General features: G+C 70.0%; 19 protein-coding genes. 4 read left to right on the top strand and 15 right to left on the bottom strand.

Annotated features, from left to right (window positions below; genetic code table 11):
* Positions 1-177 precede the first annotated feature (177 nt).
* Genes E9232_RS34545 through E9232_RS34520 form a run of 6 tightly spaced genes read right to left on the bottom strand, consistent with a single transcriptional unit; the run spans position 178 to position 7,561 of the window.
* Positions 178-2,085: a CocE/NonD family hydrolase gene (locus tag E9232_RS34545; RefSeq protein ID WP_309801906.1), complete on the bottom strand. Its 1,908-nt coding sequence runs from the start codon at positions 2,083-2,085 to the stop codon at positions 178-180.
* On the bottom strand, positions 2,082-3,668 hold the full coding sequence (locus E9232_RS34540) for an ABC transporter substrate-binding protein (protein ID WP_309801904.1): 1,587 nt from the start codon (positions 3,666-3,668) through the stop codon (positions 2,082-2,084). Before E9232_RS34540 ends, E9232_RS34545 begins: the two co-directional genes overlap by 4 nt.
* A 41-nt stretch (positions 3,669-3,709) precedes the next feature.
* Positions 3,710-4,717, bottom strand: a complete 1,008-nt coding sequence (locus E9232_RS34535) for an ABC transporter ATP-binding protein (RefSeq protein ID WP_309801902.1) — start codon at positions 4,715-4,717, stop codon at positions 3,710-3,712.
* Positions 4,714-5,688, bottom strand: coding sequence for an ABC transporter ATP-binding protein (locus tag E9232_RS34530; RefSeq protein WP_309801901.1), 975 nt, complete (start codon positions 5,686-5,688; stop codon positions 4,714-4,716). Before E9232_RS34530 ends, E9232_RS34535 begins: the two co-directional genes overlap by 4 nt.
* The gene (locus E9232_RS34525; RefSeq protein ID WP_309801899.1) at positions 5,685-6,593 is read right to left on the bottom strand and encodes an ABC transporter permease; all 909 of its coding nucleotides are present in this window, start codon (positions 6,591-6,593) and stop codon (positions 5,685-5,687) included. The genes E9232_RS34530 and E9232_RS34525 overlap by 4 nt, the downstream gene beginning before the upstream one ends.
* Positions 6,590-7,561, bottom strand: coding sequence for an ABC transporter permease (locus E9232_RS34520; RefSeq protein ID WP_309801897.1), 972 nt, complete (start codon positions 7,559-7,561; stop codon positions 6,590-6,592). Before E9232_RS34520 ends, E9232_RS34525 begins: the two co-directional genes overlap by 4 nt.
* A gap of 217 nt (positions 7,562-7,778) precedes the next feature.
* Here E9232_RS34520 and E9232_RS34515 point away from each other — a divergent pair, with 217 nt between their 5' ends.
* Positions 7,779-8,708: a LysR family transcriptional regulator gene (locus E9232_RS34515; RefSeq protein ID WP_309801894.1), complete on the top strand. Its 930-nt coding sequence runs from the start codon at positions 7,779-7,781 to the stop codon at positions 8,706-8,708.
* Between the two features lie 19 nt (positions 8,709-8,727).
* On the opposite strand, the gene E9232_RS34510 is transcribed toward E9232_RS34515, so the two are convergent.
* Both E9232_RS34510 and E9232_RS34505 read right to left on the bottom strand, forming a co-directional pair.
* Positions 8,728-10,323: a GMC family oxidoreductase gene (locus tag E9232_RS34510; RefSeq protein ID WP_309801893.1), complete on the bottom strand. Its 1,596-nt coding sequence runs from the start codon at positions 10,321-10,323 to the stop codon at positions 8,728-8,730.
* 21 nt (positions 10,324-10,344) lie between these two features.
* Complete coding sequence (locus tag E9232_RS34505) at positions 10,345-10,509, bottom strand: hypothetical protein (protein WP_309801891.1); 165 nt, start codon at positions 10,507-10,509, stop codon at positions 10,345-10,347.
* 402 nt (positions 10,510-10,911) lie between these two features.
* On the opposite strand from E9232_RS34505, the gene E9232_RS34500 reads away from it, so the two are divergent.
* Genes E9232_RS34500 through E9232_RS34490 form a run of 3 tightly spaced genes read left to right on the top strand, consistent with a single transcriptional unit; the run spans position 10,912 to position 14,088 of the window.
* Positions 10,912-12,228, top strand: coding sequence for an ABC transporter substrate-binding protein (locus E9232_RS34500; RefSeq protein WP_309801889.1), 1,317 nt, complete (start codon positions 10,912-10,914; stop codon positions 12,226-12,228).
* 13 nt (positions 12,229-12,241) lie between these two features.
* Complete coding sequence (locus E9232_RS34495; RefSeq protein ID WP_309801887.1) at positions 12,242-13,213, top strand: carbohydrate ABC transporter permease; 972 nt, start codon at positions 12,242-12,244, stop codon at positions 13,211-13,213.
* Entirely contained in the window at positions 13,213-14,088 is an 876-nt protein-coding gene (locus tag E9232_RS34490) for a carbohydrate ABC transporter permease (protein WP_309801885.1), read from the top strand. Before E9232_RS34495 ends, E9232_RS34490 begins: the two co-directional genes overlap by 1 nt.
* A gap of 50 nt (positions 14,089-14,138) precedes the next feature.
* Here E9232_RS34490 and E9232_RS34485 read toward each other — a convergent pair whose 3' ends face one another.
* The 7 genes from E9232_RS34485 to E9232_RS34455 all read right to left on the bottom strand — a co-directional run bounded on the left by E9232_RS34485 (position 14,139) and on the right by E9232_RS34455 (position 20,790).
* Positions 14,139-14,918 carry an SDR family oxidoreductase gene (locus E9232_RS34485; protein ID WP_309801883.1) on the bottom strand — a complete coding sequence of 260 codons (780 nt, stop codon included), beginning with the start codon at positions 14,916-14,918 and terminating at the stop codon, positions 14,139-14,141.
* A gap of 98 nt (positions 14,919-15,016) precedes the next feature.
* Positions 15,017-15,766 carry a LuxR C-terminal-related transcriptional regulator gene (locus E9232_RS34480; RefSeq protein WP_309801882.1) on the bottom strand — a complete coding sequence of 250 codons (750 nt, stop codon included), beginning with the start codon at positions 15,764-15,766 and terminating at the stop codon, positions 15,017-15,019.
* A gap of 110 nt (positions 15,767-15,876) precedes the next feature.
* Entirely contained in the window at positions 15,877-16,047 is a 171-nt protein-coding gene (locus tag E9232_RS34475; RefSeq protein ID WP_309801881.1) for a response regulator transcription factor, read from the bottom strand.
* A gap of 19 nt (positions 16,048-16,066) precedes the next feature.
* A complete protein-coding gene (locus E9232_RS34470) occupies positions 16,067-16,924 on the bottom strand; it encodes a TIGR01459 family HAD-type hydrolase (RefSeq protein ID WP_309801879.1) in 858 nt (285 codons plus the stop codon).
* The gene (locus E9232_RS34465) at positions 16,924-18,189 is read right to left on the bottom strand and encodes an FGGY-family carbohydrate kinase (RefSeq protein WP_309801878.1); all 1,266 of its coding nucleotides are present in this window, start codon (positions 18,187-18,189) and stop codon (positions 16,924-16,926) included. Before E9232_RS34465 ends, E9232_RS34470 begins: the two co-directional genes overlap by 1 nt.
* A 2-nt stretch (positions 18,190-18,191) precedes the next feature.
* Positions 18,192-19,223, bottom strand: a complete 1,032-nt coding sequence (locus tag E9232_RS34460; RefSeq protein ID WP_309801876.1) for a class II aldolase/adducin family protein — start codon at positions 19,221-19,223, stop codon at positions 18,192-18,194.
* A 34-nt stretch (positions 19,224-19,257) separates the two neighbouring features.
* Entirely contained in the window at positions 19,258-20,790 is a 1,533-nt protein-coding gene (locus E9232_RS34455) for a glycerol-3-phosphate dehydrogenase (protein WP_309801874.1), read from the bottom strand.
* Positions 20,791-20,796: the final 6 nt, after the last annotated feature.

The raw sequence follows: 20,796 nt of genomic DNA, 5'->3' as shown, positions 1-20,796 counted from the left end.
TCACCGTCGATGCCCCCCGATATCGTGGAGGGGCGAGGTCAGCTCATGTGGTGGTTCCGCCCGCGGATCCGGCTTCCCGGACCAGCAGCCCTGCCTCGCCCTGTATCCCGCTTTGCTCCGGCCGGATTTGATCGGCCCCGGCCGGTTCCGCGTCGAATGGGACGCATCCTATCATATTCAGGCTTGCGGCGGCGGCAGCGACACCAGCGCGGCGGCCGGCACGATCGGCAGCACGATCCGGGACGGGTGGGCGCGGTCGAGATGGATGCGGTTGGTCGCCACCCGCTTCAGCCGGCCGGTGCCTTCCGGCTCGCCGCTGTTCGGGTTGACGTCGTATTTCGGGAAGTTGCTGGACGAGATGTCGAGCCGGATGCGGTGGCCGGCCTTGAACAGATTGGCGGTGGCGAAGGGCTCGATGGTGATGGCGTAGACCCGGCCGGACTCCAGCGGCGACGGGTTCTCCCAGCTGTCGCGGTAGCGGCAGCGCAGGATGCCGTCGGTCAGGTTCAGGGCGAAGCCGCGCGGGTCGTCCGGCGTCGGCGGATGCACGTCGACCAGCTTGGCGGTGAAGTCGGTGTCGGGCGCGTCGGAGGAGACGAACAGCCGGATTTCGATCGGCCCGACCACCGCCACGTCCTCGGCCAGCGGCGCGGTCTGGAACACCACCACATCGGGGCGGGACGACAGCGGCAGGCCGGGCCGGCGGCTGCCGAAGAAGCGCTCGCCCTCGGTCTGGTCGAAGCCGCCGCCCTCGAACACCGGTTGGCCCGAGGTCAGGGCGCCGCCGATGGTGGGCACCGGATTGGCCGGGTCGAACTGATAGGCGATCGACGCGTCCGCCGCCTCCGGCACCGCCGGATCCAGCCGGCCGTCCTCATGCAGGTGATAGTCGGTGAAGGCGGTGCCGGGCAGCGGCCAGTCCGGCGCCGCGATCCAGCGCCCGCCATGGTCCAGCCGGCCCTCTGCGGTGCGCCGGCCGCTGCCGCCACCCATCAGGAACAGCCGCGCCGTCGGCTCCGTGTCGGCGCCGTTCTCGACACCCATCAGCCAGCGGTCGAACCAGCGCCGGCGGAACTGCAGCCAGCCCTCGGTGACGTTGGCGTCGACCGTCGCCGCCGGCCCGAATTCGGTGTCGCCCGAAAAGGTGGTGTTGCGGTTGCCGTGCAGCCACGGCCCCATGATCAGCTTCACCGGCGCGGACCGGCCGCTGAGCGCCGCATAGTTCTCCATCGTGGTGCGGACATAGGCGTCGTACCAGCTGGACATCAGCACCATTGGCACGTCGGGGAAGCGGTCGTAATGCCCTTCGGCGTAGATGCCGAGCTGCTTCCAGTAGTCGCCGAACGAGCCATGGGTCCATTGCTCGAACAGGAAGGCTTCGTATTCCGGCACGGCGCGCACCGGCGAATGGCCGGGCCGCCACGGCATGGCGGCGAACCAGGCGCGCAAATCCTCCGCCTCCAGCGCCGCCAGCACCTTGGGGTCGGCCAGCGCCGCCGGGCTCTCCTTGGCCTGGTTGAAGGCCCAGGTCGCCTGCTTCAGCTCGAAGGCGCCGCCCTGGCGGATGCCGCAGTGGTAGGAATTCGAGAAGCCGCCGGAATCCACCACCATGCAGGCTAGGCCGGGCGGGTTCAGGCAGGCCAGGGCGAACTGGGTGTGCGCGGCGTAGGACAGGCCCATGGTGCCGACCTTGCCGTTCGACCAGGGCTGCGCGGTGATCCATTCGACCGTGTCGAAACCATCGGGCCCTTCGGAGGTGTACTTTGTGAACACCCCCTCGGAGGCATGCCGGCCGCGGCAATCCTGATAGACCACGGCATAGCCGGCGGCGACGAAATGCGCGGCCACCTGCGGCCGGGTCATCGGCCCGTCCATCCCGACCCCGATCTCGGAGCGCGACAGCTCGGTCTTGCCGTAGGGCGTGCGCTCCAGGATCACCGGCAGCGGGGCGTCGATGCCGATGCGGTGGCCGGCCGGCAGGTAGACGTCGGTGGCCAGCCGCACGCCGTCGCGCAGCGTCACCATCTGGTCGCGCAGCACCACGACCGCATCATCGATGCGGTCCGGGATCTCACCCGAGCTCACTTGGCGATCCCCGCGTAGGTGGCCAGCGTCCATTCGTTCTTGTTGGCGCGGTAGCTGATGCCGTCGCGCGCCGCCCAGTGCACGGTCGGGAAATACAGCGGCACGATGCCGACATCACCGAAGCCGATCCGCGCCGCCTGCTCCAGCAGCTGGTTGCGCTTGGCCTCGTCGAACTCCGCCAACGCCTGCTTCAGCGTCGCGTCGAACTCCGGGTTCGAGTAGCGGGCGCGGTTGAAGGCGCCCATGCCGGCGTCCTTGTCATAGGTCGCCAGCACATTGGTCAGGGCGTTGGCCGAATTGCTGTTGCTGTTGCCGAAGCTGAAGATGAAGGCGCTGTACTCCTGCTTCGAGGCGGCGCCGGCATAGACGTTGTAGGGCTGGGTGACCACGCCGTTGATCTTCAGCCCGCCGCGCGCCAGCATCTGGCCGATCGCCTGGGCGATGTCGGCATCGCCGGCGAAGCGGTCGTTCGAGGAATGCACCGTCAGCCCGAAGCCGTCGCCATAGCCGGCCTCGGCCAGCAGCGCCTTGGCCCCGGCCGCGTCGAAGGCCTCCGGCTTCACATCCGTGGCATAGCCGCCCAGGCCTTCCGGCACCAGCTGGCCGGCGGCCTCGCCCGACCCGTTCAGCAGGCGCTGGATGATCAGGTCGCGGTTGATCAGCTTGGACACGGCCAGGCGCACCCGCTTGTCCTTCAGCGGGTTGGCCGCCAGGGGCTGGCCGTCCTTGTCGGTCACGAACGGGCTCTGGTCCCGCGCCGAATCCAGCGCCAGGTAGATCAGCCGGCCGGAGGTGGTGGAATAGACCTTGGCCTTGCCGCTGTCGTTAACTGTGGCGACGTCCTGCGGCGGCACCCCGTCGATCAAATCGACCGACCCGGACAGCAGCGCCGCGATCCGCGCTGCGTTGTTGGAGATGAACTTGATGGTGACGTTGTCGAAGGCCGGCTTGTCGCCCCAGTAATGCGGGTTCGGCGCCAGCACCAGCCGGTCGCCCGGCACCCATTGCTTGAACACGTAGGGGCCGGTGCCGATCGCAGCCGTGCCGGAGTTGAAGTCGTTGGTCGTCTTCCCTTCGGACGCTTTCTTCGAGACGATATAGACGAGGCCGACCTGCTCGATGAACTGCGGCGTCGGCGCCTTGGTGGTGAAGCGGATGGTCAGCGGGTCGACCGCGGTCATCCCGGCGATGCTGCCGACCGCGCCGGAGAACGGTGCCGGGCTGTTCGGCACCGACTTGGCCCGCCCCATCGAGAAGATCACATCGTCCGCCGTCAGGTCCGACCCGTCGCTGAACTTGACGCCGGGGCGCAGTTTGACCTCCCAGGTCGTCGGGTCGACCGAGGTCCAGGACAGGGCCAGCGCCGGCTGCACCTGCAGGTTCTCGTCGGTCTGCACCAGCCGGTCGAACATGTGCTGCGAGATCGACTGGTTGTTGCCGGTGCGCGAGAATTGCGGGTCGATGGCGGACGGCTCGGTCGCCGTGCCGATGGTCAGGTCGGCGGCCCAGGCGGTGCCGACGCTCATGGCGCTCAGCGCCAGGGCCAGGGCGACGCCGCCCAGGGTCTTCCGCATCATCGACATCGTGCTCTCCTCTGTTTTGTCGGTCGGGCGCATTCAGCGCCTCAGATCAGGTGGCAGGCGGCCTGGTGGCCGGGCGCGACCGGGCGCAGCGCCGGTCGCTCGCTGCGGCAGCGGTCGGTCGCCATCGGGCAGCGCGGGTGGAAATGGCAGCCGCTCGGCGGGTGCAGCGGCGACGGGATCTCGCCCTTGACCGTCTCGAACTTGCGCTTGCGGTTGCTCAACCGCGGCACTTCGTTCAGGAGCGCGACGGTGTAGGGATGCAACGGCCGGTCGAACAGCTCGGCGGTCGACGCGGTCTCGACCACCCGGCCGAGATACATGATCACCACCCGGTCGCTGATGTGCTCGACCACGCCGAGGTCGTGGCTGATGAACAGGTAGGTCAGGCCGAGATCCTGCTGCAGCTCCAGGAACAGGTTCAGGATCTGGGCCTGGATGGAGACGTCGAGCGCGGCGATGGATTCGTCGCAGACCAGGAAGTCCGGCTTCACCGCCAGGGCCCGGGCGATGCCGATACGCTGGCGCTGGCCGCCGGAGAACTGGTGCGGGAAGCGGTCGCGATAGGCCGGGTCCAGCCCGACCCGGCGCATCACCGCCTGGACATAGGCGTCGGTCTCGCGCCGCTGCACCAGCCCGTGCACCCGCGGCGCCTCGCCGATGATGTCGCGCACCCGCTTGCGCGGGTTCAGCGAGGCGAAGGGATCCTGGAAGATCATCTGCGCCTTCAGCTTGGCGTCGCGCGCGGCCTCGCCGGTCAGCCCGGCAACGTCGCGGCCGCGCCAGCGCAGGGCGCCGTCGCTCTGCGGCAGGATGCCGGCCATCATCCGGCCCAGCGTGGACTTGCCGCAGCCGGATTCGCCGACCAGCCCCAGCACCTCGCCCGGGGCGATGGCGAGGTCGACCGCGTCGACGGCATGCACCGTCCGCTCCTCGATCCGGGCGCCCAGGAAGCGCGCGGCCTTCTCGGCATAGTCCAGCCGCTTGGTGAAGCGCTTGCCCAGGCCGGCGGCCTCAATCAACGGCCCCGTGGTCGTGGAAACCGCGGTCATGCCTGCGCTCCCAGTTGCGGGTGGAAGCAGCGGAATTCGCGATCGGCCAGCCGCGTCGCCTCGGGCACCGCCAGGCAGGCCTCGCTGGCATGGCCGCAGCGCGGTCGGAAGGCGCAGCCATCGGGCAGGGACAGCGGGGAGGGCGCCATGCCGGGGATCTGGAACAGCGCCTGGCCGCGCGGCCGGTCGCCGGGCACCGACCCGATCAGGCCGATGGTGTAGGGATGCGCCGGCCGGTCGATCACCTCGTCGACCGTGCCGGTCTCGACCACCTTTCCCGCATACATGACGCAGATCCGGTCGGCCAAGGCGGCGACCACGGCCAGGTCGTGGCTGACCCAGATCAGCGCCGTGCCGGTCTCGCGGCACAGGGTCTGCACCTGGGCCAGGATCTGGGCCTGGATGGTGACATCCAGCGCCGTGGTCGGCTCGTCGGCGATGATCAGGTCGGGCTTGTGCAGCAGGGCGATGGCGATGGCCACGCGCTGGCGCATGCCGCCGGAGAACTGGTGCGGATAGGCCTTCAGCCGTTCCTCCGGCGACGGGATGCCGACCCGGCCCAGCGCGTCGCGGCAGCGCGCCACCGCCTCGGCCCGCGACACCCGCTCATGCGCCTGGATGGTCTCGACCATCTGGGTCTCGACCCGCAGCACCGGGTTCAGGGTCATCATCGGGTCCTGGAAGATCATGGCGATGCGGTTGCCGCGCAGCTGCCGCAGCCGCTCCGCCGGCAGCGTCGCCAGGTCCTCGCCCTTGAACAGGATGCGGCCGCCGACCACCCGGCCCGGCGGGTCGACCAGGCCGAGGATGGAAAAGCCGGTGATCGACTTGCCGGAGCCGGATTCGCCGACCAGCCCCAGGATCTCGCCGCGGTCGACCGTGAAGCTGACGCCGTCGACCGCGCGCACCGTGCCGGCCTTGGTGAAGAAATGCGTCTGCAGGTTCTCGACGCTCAGCGTGGGCGCGGTCATTTCTGCAGCCTTGGGTTCAGGGCCTCGCGCAGGCGGTCGCCGACGATGTTGATCGAGAAGATCAGCGCCAGCAGCAGCAGGCCGGGGAACACGCTGATCCAGTAGAGGCCGGCCAAGAGCACCTGGTAGCCGTTGGCGATCAGCAGGCCGAGCGACGGCTCGGTGATCGGCAGGCCGATGCCGAGGAAGCTCAGCGTCGCCTCGGCCGCGATCGCATGGGCGACCTGGATGGTGGCGATCACGATCACCGGCGGCAGGCAGTTCGGCAGCAGGTGGCTGAACAGGATGCGGCTGCGGCTCAGCCCCAGGCACTGCGCCGCCTCGACATACTCCTTGCCGCGCTCGACCAGCGCCGCGGCGCGCACGGCCCGGGCGAAATAGGCCCATTGCACGAAAACCAGGGCCAGGATGACCTTGCCGACGCCCTGGCCCAGCACCGCCAGCATCATCAGCGCCACCAGGATGGTCGGGAAGCCCAGCATCAAATCGACCAGCCGCATGATCAGCGTGTCGATCCTGCCGCCGAAATAGGCGGCCACCAGCCCCAGCGTGGTGCCGACGGCCAGGGCGAACAGGCCGGCCAGCACGCCGACGCTCAGGCTGGTGCGCAGCCCGTACAGCATCGCCGACAGCATGTCGCGGCCCTGGGCGTCGGTGCCCAGCCAGTAGGTCCAGCCATCCATGCTCTCGCTGCCTGGCGGCAGCCTGCCGTCCATGATGCTGAGCGAGGCGAGGTCATAGGGATCCTGCGGCGCGATCCAGGGGGCGAACAGGGCGACCAGGACCAGCGCCAGGCAGGCGATGGCGGCGAGCGTCGCGGCCTTGCTGTCCAGAATGCCGCGCGCGGCCTGGGCCAGGATGCCGTCGCCGAGCAGCGGCTTGCGGGGGATCACGGCGTCGGTCATGAGTCGGACAGCCGGACGCGGGGGTCGAGCACGGAATAGAGGATGTCGACCACCAGGTTGATGACGATGAACATCATGACCACGATCAGCAGGTAGGCGACGATCACCGGCCGATCGAGCCGCATGATGCTGTCGATGATCAGCTTGCCGACGCCGGGCCAGGCGAAGATGGTCTCGGTCACCGTGGCGAAGGCGATCAGCGACCCGAACTCCATGCCGACCACGGTGACGATCGGGATCAGGATGGTCTTCAGCACATGGACGAAGATCACCCGCCGCTCGGTCAGGCCCTTGGCCCGGGCGAATTTGACGAAGTCCAGCGGCAGGGTTTCGCGCATGCCGCTGCGGGTCAGGCGGATGATCAGCGAGACGTTGAACAGCGACAGGTTGATCGCCGGCAGGATCAGATGGGTGAAGCCGTCCCAGGTGGCGAGGCTGGTGTGCAGGCCCAGGATCTCGCCGGTGGCGCCGCGGCCGGTGGAGGGCAGCCAGCCGAGCATGACCGAGAACACCATGATCAGCATCATGCCCTGCCAGAAGCTGGGCAGGCTGAAGCCGAGGATCGATCCGGTCATCACGGTGCGGTCGAAGCCGCTGCCGGCCTTGAGGCCGGAGAGGACGCCGAGCGGGATGCCGACCACCAGCGACAGCAGCAGGGCGACGAAGGCCAGCTCCAGCGTCGCCGGCAGCCGCTCGAAGATCAGGCTGATCGAGGGCTGGTTGAAGACGAAGGACCGGCCGAGGTCGCCATGCAAGGCATTGCCCAGGAAGGTCAGGTATTGCTGCCACAGCGGCCGGTCGAGGCCCAGCGACTGCACCGCCTGGGCGATCTCGGCCTGCGACGCGTCGGCCGGCACCAGGATCTCGATCGGGTTGCCGATGGCGTAGATGCCGACGAAGACGAGCAGCGAGGTGACCAGGAGGACGAAGCTGCTCTGCACCAGGCGGCGGATGATGAAGACGGTCATGCCGGGCGTCCGGCCCCGGCGTGCGATTCCCGCATCTGCGTCCCTGTTTGCTCGCTTATGATGGGCCTAGCCGGGCGGGCCGGCGGGGCAGGGGGACACTAGGCATGCCGGGCAGGGGCTCGCAACATCATGCGGAATCCGCATTCGGCTATGCGCAATTCGCGCGGGCCGGGGACGCGTTGCGGCGCTTTGTGTCCGGGATATCGGCGCGGCCGGCATGAACGTCAAGCAGCTCGAAGCCTTCAAGGCGATCATGCGCAGCGGGTCGACCACCGCCGCGGCGTCGCGGCTGGACCTGTCGCAATCGGCGGTCAGCCGCCTGCTGACCCAGCTGGAGGCCGAGCTGGGGCTGGAGCTGTTCGCCCGCGAGAAGGGGCGCCTGATCCCGACGCCGGAGGCGATCGGCCTGCTGGATTCGGTCGAGGATGCGGTCGATCGCGTGCAGCGGGTGCAGCATGTGGCGGAGGAGCTGCGGGCCGGGAATTCCGAGCAGATCCTGCTGCGCATCGGCGTGCCGCACAGCATGTCGCAGACCATCCTGCCCCTGATCGTCGAGGAGTTCCTGCGCGACCACGGCAATGTCGCGCTGGAGATCCTGTCCGGCGCCTATCACGAGACCGAGCGCGCGGTGCTGACCCGCCAGGCCGATCTCGGCTTCGTGCGGCTGCCGACCGGCGAGGCCGGGATGGACACCGTCGCCATCGCCCGCACCACCAGCGTGTGCGTCATGCCGGCGGGACACCGGCTGGCGGAGCAGGCGGTGGTGTCGGTCGAGGATCTGGAGGGCGAGCCGCTGGTGCTGCTGGGCCGGCAGCGCCCGGCGCGGGCGGAGATGGACCAGATGTTCCGGCGCGTCCGTTTCCGGCCGCGGGTGCGGGTGGAGACGCATTCGGTCGGCTCGGCCTGTGCTTTCGCCGCGCAGGGGCTGGGGGTGACCATCGTCAACGCGCTGATGGCCAGCCATTTCCGCGAGCTGCCGATCGCCATCCGCCCGTTCCGGCCGCTTCTGTGGAACGAATTCGGCCTGGCCTTCGCCGCCGGCCAGCCCCGCTCGCGCGCCGCCGACCGCTTCGCCGAACATTTCCGCCGCCGCCTGATCGAGATGCTGCGCGGGCTGGAGAGCGAGCTGGGACCGGCCGCCGACTAGCGCCGGCCTCGTCTGCCGGTCATAGCCCGTGGGTGGCCTTCAGCAGCTCGGCCGCCCGTTCACCGATGACGACGCAAGGGGCCATGGTGTTGCCGGTGGTCACCCGCGGCATCACCGACCCGTCGGCGATGCGCAGGTTGTCGATGCCGTGGACCCGCAGCCGGCCGTCCACCACCGACATCTCGTCCAGCCCCATCCTGGCGGTGCAGGCCTGGTGGAAATAGGTGACGATGGCGTCGCGCACGAAATGCTCCAGCGCGGCGCCGCGCAGCCCGCCCGGCATGACCTCGCGCTTGACGAAGGGGCGCAGCGCTGCCGAGTTGCCGATCTCGCGGCAGAGCTCGATGCAGGTGAGCAGCGCCTTGAGGTCGGCAGGGTCGCCCAGCGTGTTGGCGTCGATCTCGAGCGGATCCATCGGGTCCGGCCCGGTCAGCCGGATCCGGCCGTGGCTGCGGGGCCGGACCAGGCCGGGACCGATCGACCAGCAGCCCGCCGGCGGGTTCAGCCTGGCGGTCTCGGCGTTGACGTAGGGGGCCTCGATCTGGAAGGGCTGCAGGTCGGGGGTGTCGAGGCTCGCGTCGCTCTTCCAGAAGAAGGTGGCCTCGACCAGGCTGTTGCGGGGCGGCAGCGGCGTCTCGTATTCCCACAGGCAGCCCGCGACCATGATGTGGTCCTGGAAGTTCCGGCCCACCCCCGGCGCGTGCTGCACCATTTCGATGCCCAGGGGGCCGAGGTCCGCCTGGTCGCCGATGCCGGACTGCATCAGCACCTTGGGCGTGTGCATCGCGCCCAGGGAAAGTACGACCTCACGCGCGGCGCCGATGCGATGCACCCGGCCGTCGAAGACGAACTCCACCCCGGTCGCCCGCTTGCCGGCGAAGGTGATGCGGGTGACCAGCGCCTGGGTCAGCACCGTCAGGTTCGGCCGGTCCATCAGCGGGTGAACATAGGTGCGGAAGATCGACTGCCGCTTGCCGTCGCGGATCCGCAGATTGGCGATGGCACAGCCGCCATCGCCCTCCATCATCTCGCCGTTCTGGTCGTCGAAGGTCGGGATGCCGACCGACCGCGCGCCTTCCAGCATGGCCGGCGCGATCGGGTTGGGATCCTGCGCCGGCTCGACATGGACCAGCCCGCCGGTGCCCCGGCGCCGCGGGTCCGGCGTGCCCTGCCAGTCCTCGATCCGCCGGTAGATCGCCAGGACCGACTCGTAGCCCCAGGCGGCATCGTCGGTCTGCTGCGCGAAGTAATCCCAGTCGTTCCTATGGCCGCGCGACCAGGCCGAAGCGTTGATGCTGGACCCGCCGCCCAGCACCTTGCCCATCGACAGCGGCAGGGCGCGGCCGTTCAGCCGGGGGTTGGGCACACCGTGGAAGCCCCAGTCGCGCTCGGTGCCCAAATTGGTCGGCCACAGGAGCGGATTCATCACGGCCGGGACGTCGTCGGACCCGCCGGCCTCGAGCAGCAGCACGCTGACGCCGGGGGGCTCGGCCAGCCGCCGCGCCACCACCGACCCCGAGGAGCCCGAGCCGCAGACGATGAAGTCGTAGTGGGATTTGAGGTCGGCCTGCAGTTTGAGCTGGTTGGCGCGGGCGCGGTCTTCGAAAGCATCCATGGGATCGTGGGGCTCGTGTGGTTAGAGAGTGTGGGTCCAGACGCTGCTGCGGCTGGCGGCGTCGCGGTCCGCTCGACCCGGCAGCGGCCATTGCCGCCGCAGGCCGATCGCGCACAGCCACAGGCCGGTCCGGAACAAGCCGGTGCGGGGCCGCCGCTGCGTGGTGGGCGAGGTGTTGGGGCTCATCTCTGAAATCTCCTGTGCGGATCTGTCGGGAGGGCAACCGGTGAATTCCGGCGGCCGCGGTGTTCGATGCTTCCGTTCTGGGCCGGCCGGGTTACGGCATGATGTCTGGCCCCGGGAACCGGGTTACGGCCGTAGTAGCGCAGTAGTAGCGCTGCGGCTGCTCCGGGGAGGATGTCCCAGTGGACAAATGTTGTCCGACAAGTTTATAAACTTTCCGGAAGTGACGCTGCCGGAGGTGATTCGGCAGGTTTCAATCGGTGAGACCAGGGCTCGACACCAGTCGCCCGACGGAACCGTGAGACGACGACACTGGGCGAGGGCGTGCGAAGGTCCTGAGCGCGGCCGGGCAACCGGCCGAAAGATCGTGGCAGCGAATGACTGCGCGACATCGGGGAGGGACGCATGAGCAACATCACCAGGCGTGATTTGTTGAAGATCGGCTCGACCGCCGCCGCGGCCGGCCTGCTGCCGGCCCGCGCCATCGCGGCCGCCCCGGCCTGGTCCGGCGGCGCGATCGAGCCGGGCGCCCAGATCAGGGTGCTGCGCTGGAAGCAGTTCCTGCAGTCCGAATTCGACAGCTTCGTCGCCAACACCAACAAATTCGTCGAACAGACCGGGGTCAAGGTCCGGGTCGACGCCGAAAGCTGGGAGGACCTGCGGCCTAAGGCGGCGGTGGCGGCCAATGTCGGGGCCGGCCCCGACATCATCATGGGCACGCTCGACGACCCGTTCAAATTCGCAGACAAGCTGATCGACGTCACCGACGTGGCCGACTATCTCGGCGCGAAATACGGCGGCTGGTATCCGATCGCCCAGCGCTACGGCAAGAAGGGCGACCGCTGGATCGCGCTGCCGCAGGGCGCCACCGGCGGCGCCCTGAACTACCGCATCAGCGCGGTGCGCGCCGCCGGCTTCGAGACGTTCCCGAAGGACACCGCCGGCTTCCTGAAGCTGTGCCAGGGGCTGAAGGCGGCCGGCAAGCCGCCGGGCTTCGCCCTCGGCCACGGCACCGGCGACGCCAATGGCTGGACGCAATGGTGCCTGTGGGCCCATGGCGGCAAGGTGGTCGACGAGAACAGCAACGTCGTCCTGGATTCACCGGAGACGGTGGCGGCGCTGGAATACGCGAAGCAGCTGGCCGAGACCTTCATCGAGGGCGTGCTGTCCTGGCAGGACCCGAGCAACAACAAGGCGTTCCTGGCCGACCAGATCAGCCTGACCCTCAACGGCATCTCGATCTACACCGTGGCCAAGACCTCGAAGGACCCGGCGCTGCAGGCGATCGCCGCCGACATGGACCACGCCAACATGCCGATCGGCCCGGTCGGGCATCCGACCGAACAGCAGAACATCCTCAACACCTACGCCTACGCCTATTCGAAATATCCGAATGCGGTGAAGGAGTACCTGCGCTTCATGTGGGAGAAGGAGCAGGTCGACGCCTGGGAGACCGCGTCGAACGGCTACATCGCGCCGCCCCTGCCGGCCTGGAACGACAACCCGGTGTGGACCGCCGACCCCAAGGTCACGCCGTTCCGCGACGTGCTGAAATTCGCCCAGGACAACGGCTATGCCGGCGCGCTGGGCGCCGCCTCGGCGGCGGTGATGGGCGATTTCGTGGTGGTCGACATGTTCGCCTCGGCCTGCACCGGGGACCAGACCCCGCAGGCGGCGGCGGCGCAGGCCGCCGAGCGCGCCAAGCGCTACTACCAGGGCTGAGAGGGACGACGGCGTGGCGCCGCCGCCGGGTCCGATATCCACCGCCGCCGACACCGCCCGCGCGGCCCGCCGCCGGCCGGCGCGCGGTGGGGCGCGGCTGTTGGACAACCGCAATGTCCTCGGCCTGCTGTTCATGCTGCCGGCGGCGGCGCTGCTGGTGTTCTTCCTGGCCTATCCCCTGGGCCTGGGCCTGTGGCTCGGCCTCACCGACCAGACGATCGGCGGCACCGGACGCTTCGTCGGTCTCGCCAACTTCGTCTCGCTGGCCCATGATTCCGTGTTCCTGCTGTCGATCTTCAACACCGTGCTCTACACGGTGGTCGCCAGCGTGGTGAAGTTCGCCATCGGCCTGTACCTGGCGATCCTCTTGAACCAGCGTCTGCCGTTCAAATCCATCCTGCGGGCGGTGGTGCTGCTGCCGTTCGTGGTGCCGACCGTGCTGTCGGCCATCGCCTTCTGGTGGATCTACGATTCCCAGTTCTCGATCATCTCCTGGACCCTGATCAAGCTGGGGCTGATCGACCATTACATCGACTTCCTGGGCCAGCCCTGGAACGCCCGCTGGTCGGTGATCGCCGCCAACATCTGGCGCGGCATCCCCTTCGTGGCGATCACGCTGCTGGCCGGGCTGCAGACCATCCCGCCGTCGCTGCACGAGGCGGCGGCGCTGGACGGCGCCAGTTCCTGGCAGCGCTTTCGCTGGATTACGCTGCCGATGCTGTCGCCGATCATCGCGGTGGTGATGACCTTCTCGGTGCTGCTGACCTTCACCGACTTCCAGCTGATCTACGTCATCACCCGCGGCGGTCCGATCAACGCCACCCAACTGATGGCGACCCTGTCGTTCCAGCGCGCCATCACCGGCGGCCATCTCGGCGAGGGGGCGGCCATCGCCAACGCGATGATCCCGTTCCTGATCGCCGCCATCCTGTTCAGCTATTTCGGGCTGCAGCGCCGGCGCTGGCAGCAGGGGGGCAAGGACTGATGGCGGCGAACACCGAAGACCAGGAGGGCATGGCCTATCTCCAGACCCTGCCGCGGCGGCTGGTGACGGTCTACCTGCCGCTCTGCATCATCCTGTTCGTGCTGCTGTTCCCGTTCTACTGGATGGCGACCACCACCTTCAAACCGGATGCCGAGCTGTACGACTACCAGAAGTACAACCCGTTCTGGGTGGCCCATCCGACGCTGGAGCACATCAAGAAGCTGCTGTTCGAGACCAGCTATCCCGACTGGATGGTCAACACCATCATCGTCTCGGTCAGCTCGACCTTCCTGTCGCTGTTCTGCGCCGTGCTGGCCGCCTATGCCATCGAGCGGCTGCGCTTCACCGGGGCGGCCTATGTCGGGCTGGCGATCTTCCTGGCCTATCTGGTGCCGCCCTCGATCCTGTTCATCCCGCTGGCGGCGATGGTGTTCAACCTCGGCCTGTTCGACACGGAATGGGCGCTGATCCTGACCTACCCGACCTTCCTGATCCCGTTCTGCACCTGGATGCTGATGGGCTATTTCCGGTCGATCCCCTACGAGATCGAGGAATGCGCCCTGATCGACGGCGCCTCGCGGCTGCAGATCCTGCGGCGGATCACCCTGCCGCTGGCGGTGCCGGGGCTGATCTCGGCCGGGATCTTCGCCTTCACCCTGTCCTGGAACGAGTTCCTCTACGCCCTGACCTTCATCTCCTCATCCGAGAACAAGACCGTGCCGGTCGGGGCGATCACCGAGCTGGTGGAAGGCGACGTCTACCACTGGGGGTCGCTGATGGCGGCGGCGCTGTTCGGGTCGATCCCCGTGGTCGTGCTCTATTCCTTCTTCGTCGAATACTACGTCTCCAGCCTGACCGGCGCCGTCCGGGAATGACGCCCGCTGCACCCGGCCGCCAGCGCGCGGCCGGGCTCAGCGGAGCGCGGCTACAGCGTGCCGGGGAAGGCGCCGCCGTCGATCAGCAGGTTCTGGCCGGTGATGTAGCCGGCATGGACGCTGCACAGGAAGGCGCAGGCCGCGCCGAACTCGTCGGGCTGGCCGAAGCGGCGGGCCGGGATCCCGGCGCGGCGCCGGTCCGCCACCGCCTCGGCATCCTCGCCCGACCGCCCGGCCGCGGCGTTGATGCCGCCGCGCAGCCGGTCGGTGTCGAACGACCCGGGCAGCAGGCCGTTGATGGTGACGCCCTTGCCGGCCACCTGGCGGGCCAGGCCGGCGATGAAGCCGGTCAGGCCGGCGCGGGCGCCGTTCGACAGGCCCAGCTCCGGGATCGGCGCCTTCACCGCGCTGGAGGTGATGTTGACGATGCGGCCGAAGCCGCGCGACGCCATGCCGTCGACCACGGACCGGGTCAGGAAGATCGGGGTCAGCATGTTGCCGTCCAGCGCCTTGATCCAGGCCTCGCGGTCCCACTCGCGGAAGTCGCCGGGCGGCGGGCCGCCGGCGTTGTTGACCAGGATGTCGGGATCCGGGCAGGCCGCCAGCGCCGCCTCGCGCCCCGCCTCGGTGGTGATGTCGCCGGCGACGACGGTCACCTGCACGCCGGTGGCGCGGCGGATCTCCTCGGCCGCCGCCTCCAGCGCCTCGGCGCCGCGGGCGGTGATGGTCACCGCCACGCCTTCGCGCGCCAGCGCCAGGGCGCAGCCCTTGCCCAGGCCCTTGCTCGCCGCGCACACCAGGGCCCTGCGGCCGGTCAGTCCCAGATCCATGGCCAGTCTCCTCTCGCCCGACGGGCGGCCTCGCGATGATGTCCTACGAATGCCGCAAGGTGCGACGCCGGGCGGCGGATGTCACGCCGCGCGTGCCGTCAGAGGTTGAGAAGCCCGAGCGTGAGGGCGGTGGCCACGGCCTCGGTGCGGCTGGATGCGTCCAGCTTGCGCATCGCCGAGGCGATGTATTCGTTGACGGTATAGGCCGACAGCGCGAGCTGGCGGGCGATGCCCTTGCTCGACTCGCCATGGGCGATCCAGGTCAGGCAATCCTGCTCGCGTCGGCTGAGGTCGGGCCCGGTGTAGGACGGCCCGACGATTTCGCGCCGGGCCGCGGCGGTCGCCAGACGCCCCTCGATCTGGACCGCCCGATCGAGATGCGGAGCGATCGCCCAAAGCAGGCGCAACTCGTCATCCGAATAGCGGGGGGACCGGCGGGGGCGATAGATCGCCATGCCGACGCCCTGCGCCATGGGGTCCATGGTATACCAGGACAGGCAGAAATGGAGATCGTTCGGGGCGTAGATGCCGTTGTAGACCTCGGTCCGTTCCAGTGCCCCCTCGGGCACCAAGGTGCCTTCGTCGACCACGGATCCGGGCGGCAGGTCACGCACCTTCGACTTGATCGGGTCGGTGCTGCGGTAGTCGGCGTCGTAGCTCCGATGAACCGCCGGATCCATGTCGGAGAGGATCGCCGTCTCCGCCGGCCTGCGGTTCCACCGCATGATGGCCGCCGTGCCGCCGACGGCCCGCTTCAGTCGTTCGAGCAGAACCGCCCAGTCCTCGTCGCCGGTGGCGGCGTCGTAGGTCTGGCCGATCAGGTTGCTGAGGTCGCGGTCGTCCGGCATGGCGATGCAGGCTTGCTGTGGCCGACCCCAGAGGGGCCGCAGGGGTCAGTCTGCCATCGGAGAGATGGCAGCAGGAAGCCCCGCCGATGCCGGGCGGCTCCGCGGGATGGTCAGAGGTTGAGAAGCCCGAGCGCCTGGGCGGTGGCCACGGCCTCGATACGGCTGGACGCGTCCAGCTTGCGCATCGCCGAGGCGACGTATTCGTTGACGGTGTAGACCGACAGCGTCAGCTGGCGGGTGATGCCCTTGCTCGACTCGCCGTGGGCGAGCCACCGCAGCACCGCCGCCGTGCCGCGCAGATTACCAGCGGAAAGATGGCAGCAGGATGTCCGGGGCGCAGCCGACTGTGGCGAACTCCTTCGCCATCTCCGCGTCGCCGGCCCCGGCATGGATGCCGGTGCGGACCAGGGCGGCGGCAGCACCGAAGCCGCGGGCACCGGCGACGTCATGCTCGACGCTGTCGCCGACGCACAGCACATCCTCGGGGCGGTCCACCCCGGCCGTGGCGGCGGCGTGCCGGTACATCAGCGGGTGCGGCTTGCCCACCCAGGTGACGGTGCCGCCGAGGGATTCGTACATCTCGGCGATGCGGCCGGCGCCGAAGGCGGGGCCCTGGGCCGTCAGCATGATCTTGTCCGGGTTGGTGCACAGCGCCGGCACGCCGCGGGCAGCCGCAGGAGCCAGCAGCGCGCGATAGCGCTCCAATGGGACAAGATGCCCCTGGCTGCCGGCGATCACCACCAGGTCGGCGGCGTCGCCGGTCTCGGCCTCGGCGAAGCCCAGCGTCTCGGCGAAGCCGCGATCCTCGCCGCTGGAGATCACCAGGCAGCGGGCCCCGGTGTCCGGGGAGACCGGCAGCCCGCCGCCGCGCAGCAGGGCCAGGGCCACGTCGCCCGAGGTGACGAAATGGTCGTAGCTGTCGCGGGCGAAGCCCAGGGTCTCCATCCGCCGCGCGTTGTAGGCCGCGGACCGGCCGGAATTGGACAGCAGCACGACGTGCCGTCCGGCATCCTTCAGCCGCCGCAGCGCCTCGATCGCCCCGGGATAGGGGTGGCGGCCGTCATGCAGCACGCCGTACTGGTCGACGAAGAAGGTGGTGAACCGGTCGATCAGCCCGCCGATCCCGTCCGCCCGCTCGATGGCGTCGAAGCCGGCCATCACTGTGCTCCGCCGGCCAGGGCCAGCCGGGCGGTGCCTTCGGCCGCGTCCTCCGACAGCGCCGGCAGGAACGGCACGCCCAGCTGCCGGCGGCGGATCTCGGTCCAGCCGGCATTGGCGGCGCCGCCGCCGACGCTGCGCAGCGAGGCCATGGCGGGGGCGCCCAGTTCGACCAGCAGGCGGTAGGCGCGGGCCTCGATCGCGGCGATGCCCTCCAGCACGCCCTGGAAGAACACGGCATCGTCGGCCGGTCTAGGTTCCAGCACCGGCGGCAGGTTTGGGTCGGCCACCGGGAAGCGCTCACCCGGCTTGGGCAGAGGGTAGTAGGACAGGCCGGTCGGCCGGTCCGGCCGCAGCGCCGCGGTCAGCTCCGGCAGCCGGTCGCGCCCGAACAGCTGGGCGATCACCGCCCCGCCGCTGTTGGAGGCGCCGCCGACCAGCCAGCGGTCGCCCATGCGGTGGCTGTAGACGCCGTGGTCCAGAGAATTCACCGATCGATCGGACAATAATTTGATCACCAGGGTCGACCCCAGCGCCGTGACCGCATCGCCGACGGCATCGGCGCCGGTGGCGAGGAACGAGGCGCAGCCATCGGTGGTCCCGGCGCAGACCAGTGCCTCCGCAGGCAGGCCCAGGCCGATGGCGGCGTCGCCGACCCGGCCGGTCGGGGTGCCGGGCGCCACCGCCCTTGGCAGCGCGCCGGGGGCGACACCGAGGCCGAAGATCCAGTCCGGCCAGCGCCGCGCCACCGGGTCATAGCCGGTCTTCAGCGCGTTGTTCTCGTCGGTGGCGTCGAAGCGGCCGGACAGGCGGCCGGCGATCCAGTCGGCCTGGTGCAGCACCCGCATTGCGCCGGGCCGGCGCAGCAGCACCAGCGCGCGGGCGAGGGCGGAGCTGCGGCCGCGGGCGGCGCTGCCGGCGGGGGCCACGGCGTCGATCGCGGCCAGCACCGCCTCGTCCGGGCAGGAATCATTGTACATCAGCGCCGGCCCGACCGGCCGTCCCGCCGCGTCGGTGACCAGCACGGTGCCGGAGGTGCCGTCGACCGCCACGGCCGCGACCGCGGACAGGTCGGCCTCGGCCGCCAGCCGGCGCAGCGCCGCCACCGTGGCCAGCCACCACAGCTCCGGGTCGCGCGGGTCCAGGCCGGGGCTGTCGGTCGACATGCTGCCGCGGCCGACGGGGCGCCCCGCGGCATCCACCGCCACCGCCCGCACGCCGGAGGTGCCGACATCGATACCGATCGCGCGTGCCGTCTCCGCCATGGTCACGTCTCCCGCCGGCTCAACGACTGTCGATACTTCTCCGCATCCCAGTTGGTCAACTCATCGACCTGGGCGGGGGAGAAGGGAAGGGTGGGGGCATTCGCCGGCACCCGTCCGGCGACATCGGCCAGGCAGCGCGCCATCTCATCCGCCCCGCGCAGCACGCCCTGGTGCAGCAGCACGCCGCGGCCGGGCACCGCCACGATCGCCGGGGGGCGGTCGCGCCGGTCCAGCGCCGCCAGCGCGGCCGGCGTCTCGGCGACCGCGATGGCGGCGCCGAGGAAGATGACATGGTCGGGATAGAAGGCGCCGGCCGTCGCCAGGGCCAGGCTGTCCCGGTCGGTCGCGGCATCGTGCGCGACCGGGTCCTGCGGCAGGCGGTAGGCGGTGCCCTGGATGAAGCTGCTCAGCGCCGCCAGCTGCGGCGGAGGCGCGGAGCGGCGGGGTAGGGCGAGGGCGGCGCAGACCCGGTCCAGCAGCGCGCCGGCGGCGGCCACGTCGTCCGCCGCCACCACCAGCCCGTGATTGCCCAGCACCACGACATTGGTGCCGGGCCGCAGCTGCGCCGCGATGGCGTGCGACAGGGTCAGGCCCGGCTTGCAGTAGGGCACGAAGGCCCAGTCGATGCCGTCCAGCCGCTCGGCCAGCCGCAGTTCGGCGTCGGCGCGCAGGGCCAGGGCGATGGTCGACACGCAATGGACATGCAGCACCACGGCGAAGGGCAGCACCGCATGCACTGTGGTCTCGATCGACGGTCGCAGCCCGCGCGGGTTGTGTTCCGCCAGCACGAAATCCCGCGCCGTCTCGGCGCCGGGGTCGCCGTCGCGCATCGCCTGCAGCAGCGGGTCCAGCCGCACCGGCACCAGGATGTCCTCATCCTCGGCCGCGGCCAGCCAGGTGCCGGAGGCCTTAATCCACATCACCCCGTCGCGCTTGAGCGAGGTGTTGCCGCCGGCGGCCTGCACCCGGTCCGGATCGCGGCCGAGTTTGGCGGAGAGGGTCCGCAGCGCGCGGAATTCGGGGTCGAGGGTCATGGGCGGGGGCCTGCTGGATGGGGGGAATGGCTGATCACTGCCCCACCGCCCGGGCGGCCGGGGCTGCCTCCAGCCACTCGGTGAACGCCGCGGTCTCGTCCGGCGACAGATGCAGCCCGTGTTTGGTGCGCCGCCACAGGATGTCCTCCGCCCCCTCAGCCCATTCCTGAGCCCGCAGCCAAACGGCCTCGCGCTCATACAGCGTGCCGCCGAAATGCCGGCCGAGATCAGCGACCGCGCCGGCCCCGTCCAGCAATGCATCGGCCCGGGTGCCGTACAGCCGGCCGTAATGCAGCGCCAGATCCTCCGGCAGCCACGGATGGCGCTGGCGGAACCCGGCCAGCCAACGGTCGAAATCCGGCATGTCGCCGCCGGGCAGGGCGGCCGTCGCGGTCCAGGCCGGGCCCATCGCCGGGAAGAATGGGCGCAGCCGGTCCAGCGCGTGCTCGGCCAGCTTGCGGAAGGTGGTGATCTTGCCGCCGAACACCGACAGGATCGGCGCCTCGCCGCCCTCGGCATCGACATCGAAGACATAGTCGCGGGTGACGGCCGACGGGTTGGCGGCATCGTCGTCGAACAGCGGCCGCACGCCGGCGAAGGCATGCACCACGTCGGCGGGGCCGATCTGGCGCTGGAACGCGCGGTTCACCACGCCGCAGAGATAGGCGATCTCCTGCGGGTCCACCGCCACCCGGTCGGGGTCGCCGGATTGCGGGATGTCGGTGGTGCCGATCAGCAGGTGCCCGCCTTCATAGGGGTTGATGAAGATCACCCGCTTGTCGGTGTTCTGCACGAGATAGGCCTGCGGCCCGTCATAGAATTTCGGCACCACGATGTGGCTGCCGCGCACCAGCCGGATCTTCTTGCTGGAGGTCAGCCCGGCCGTGCCGGTCAGCACCCGGTCGACCCAGGGACCGGCGGCGTTGGCCACGGCGCGGGCGGTGACCCGCCGTTCGGCGCCGTCCGCCCCGCGCAGCACGGCGTGCCACAGCCCGCCCTGCCGGCGCAGCGACACGCATTCGGTGCGGGTCAGGATCCGGGCGCCGCGCTCGGCCGCGCCCAGCGCGTTCAGCACCACCAGCCGGGCATCGTCGACCCAGCAGTCGGAATATTCGAAGCCCCTGGAGAAGCGGTCCTGCAGCGGCCGCCCCTCCGGGTCGCGGCGCAAGTTCAGGCCGCGGCTGGGCGGCAGCCGCTTGCGGCCGCCGAGATGGTCGTACAGGAACAGCCCCAGCCGCAGCAGCCAGGCGGGACGCAGGCCGCGGTCATGCGGCAGCACGAAGCGCATCGGCCAGATGATATGCGGCGCGGCGGCCAGCAGCACCTCGCGCTCGATCAGCGCCTCGCGCACCAGGCGGAACTCGTAATATTCGAGATAGCGCAAGCCGCCATGCACCAGCTTGCCGCTGCGGCTCGACGTGCCTTCGGCCAGGTCGCCCTTCTCGCACAGCAGCACCGACAGGCCGCGCCCCACCGCATCGCGGGCGATGCCGGCACCGTTGACGCCGCCGCCGACCACCAGCAGGTCGACGACGGCCCCGTTCTCCTGCTCCGCCCCAGACGCCATCGCCGC

The organism is Inquilinus ginsengisoli, assembly GCF_031453975.1.
Classification (GTDB): Bacteria; Pseudomonadota; Alphaproteobacteria; order DSM-16000; family Inquilinaceae; genus Inquilinus; species Inquilinus ginsengisoli_A.
The sequence above is the reverse complement of the archived record's forward strand: the minus strand, read 5'-3'. Positions and strand labels throughout refer to the sequence as shown.

Coding starts and splice junctions, on each gene's coding strand:
- E9232_RS34530 (WP_309801901.1), bottom strand. CDS start 5,688: ATGACCGCGCCCACGCTGAGCGTCGAGAACCTGCAGACGCATTTCTTC.
- E9232_RS34485 (WP_309801883.1), bottom strand. CDS start 14,918: ATGGATCTGGGACTGACCGGCCGCAGGGCCCTGGTGTGCGCGGCGAGC.
- E9232_RS34505 (WP_309801891.1), bottom strand. CDS start 10,509: ATGAGCCCCAACACCTCGCCCACCACGCAGCGGCGGCCCCGCACCGGC.
- E9232_RS34520 (WP_309801897.1), bottom strand. CDS start 7,561: ATGACCGTCTTCATCATCCGCCGCCTGGTGCAGAGCAGCTTCGTCCTC.
- E9232_RS34460 (WP_309801876.1), bottom strand. CDS start 19,223: ATGACCCTCGACCCCGAATTCCGCGCGCTGCGGACCCTCTCCGCCAAA.
- E9232_RS34500 (WP_309801889.1), top strand. CDS start 10,912: ATGAGCAACATCACCAGGCGTGATTTGTTGAAGATCGGCTCGACCGCC.
- E9232_RS34465 (WP_309801878.1), bottom strand. CDS start 18,189: ATGGCGGAGACGGCACGCGCGATCGGTATCGATGTCGGCACCTCCGGC.
- E9232_RS34470 (WP_309801879.1), bottom strand. CDS start 16,924: ATGGCCGGCTTCGACGCCATCGAGCGGGCGGACGGGATCGGCGGGCTG.
- E9232_RS34455 (WP_309801874.1), bottom strand. CDS start 20,790: ATGGCGTCTGGGGCGGAGCAGGAGAACGGGGCCGTCGTCGACCTGCTG.
- E9232_RS34510 (WP_309801893.1), bottom strand. CDS start 10,323: ATGGATGCTTTCGAAGACCGCGCCCGCGCCAACCAGCTCAAACTGCAG.
- E9232_RS34480 (WP_309801882.1), bottom strand. CDS start 15,766: ATGCCGGACGACCGCGACCTCAGCAACCTGATCGGCCAGACCTACGAC.
- E9232_RS34490 (WP_309801885.1), top strand. CDS start 13,213: ATGGCGGCGAACACCGAAGACCAGGAGGGCATGGCCTATCTCCAGACC.
- E9232_RS34525 (WP_309801899.1), bottom strand. CDS start 6,593: ATGACCGACGCCGTGATCCCCCGCAAGCCGCTGCTCGGCGACGGCATC.
- E9232_RS34540 (WP_309801904.1), bottom strand. CDS start 3,668: ATGTCGATGATGCGGAAGACCCTGGGCGGCGTCGCCCTGGCCCTGGCG.
- E9232_RS34515 (WP_309801894.1), top strand. CDS start 7,779: ATGAACGTCAAGCAGCTCGAAGCCTTCAAGGCGATCATGCGCAGCGGG.
- E9232_RS34535 (WP_309801902.1), bottom strand. CDS start 4,717: ATGACCGCGGTTTCCACGACCACGGGGCCGTTGATTGAGGCCGCCGGC.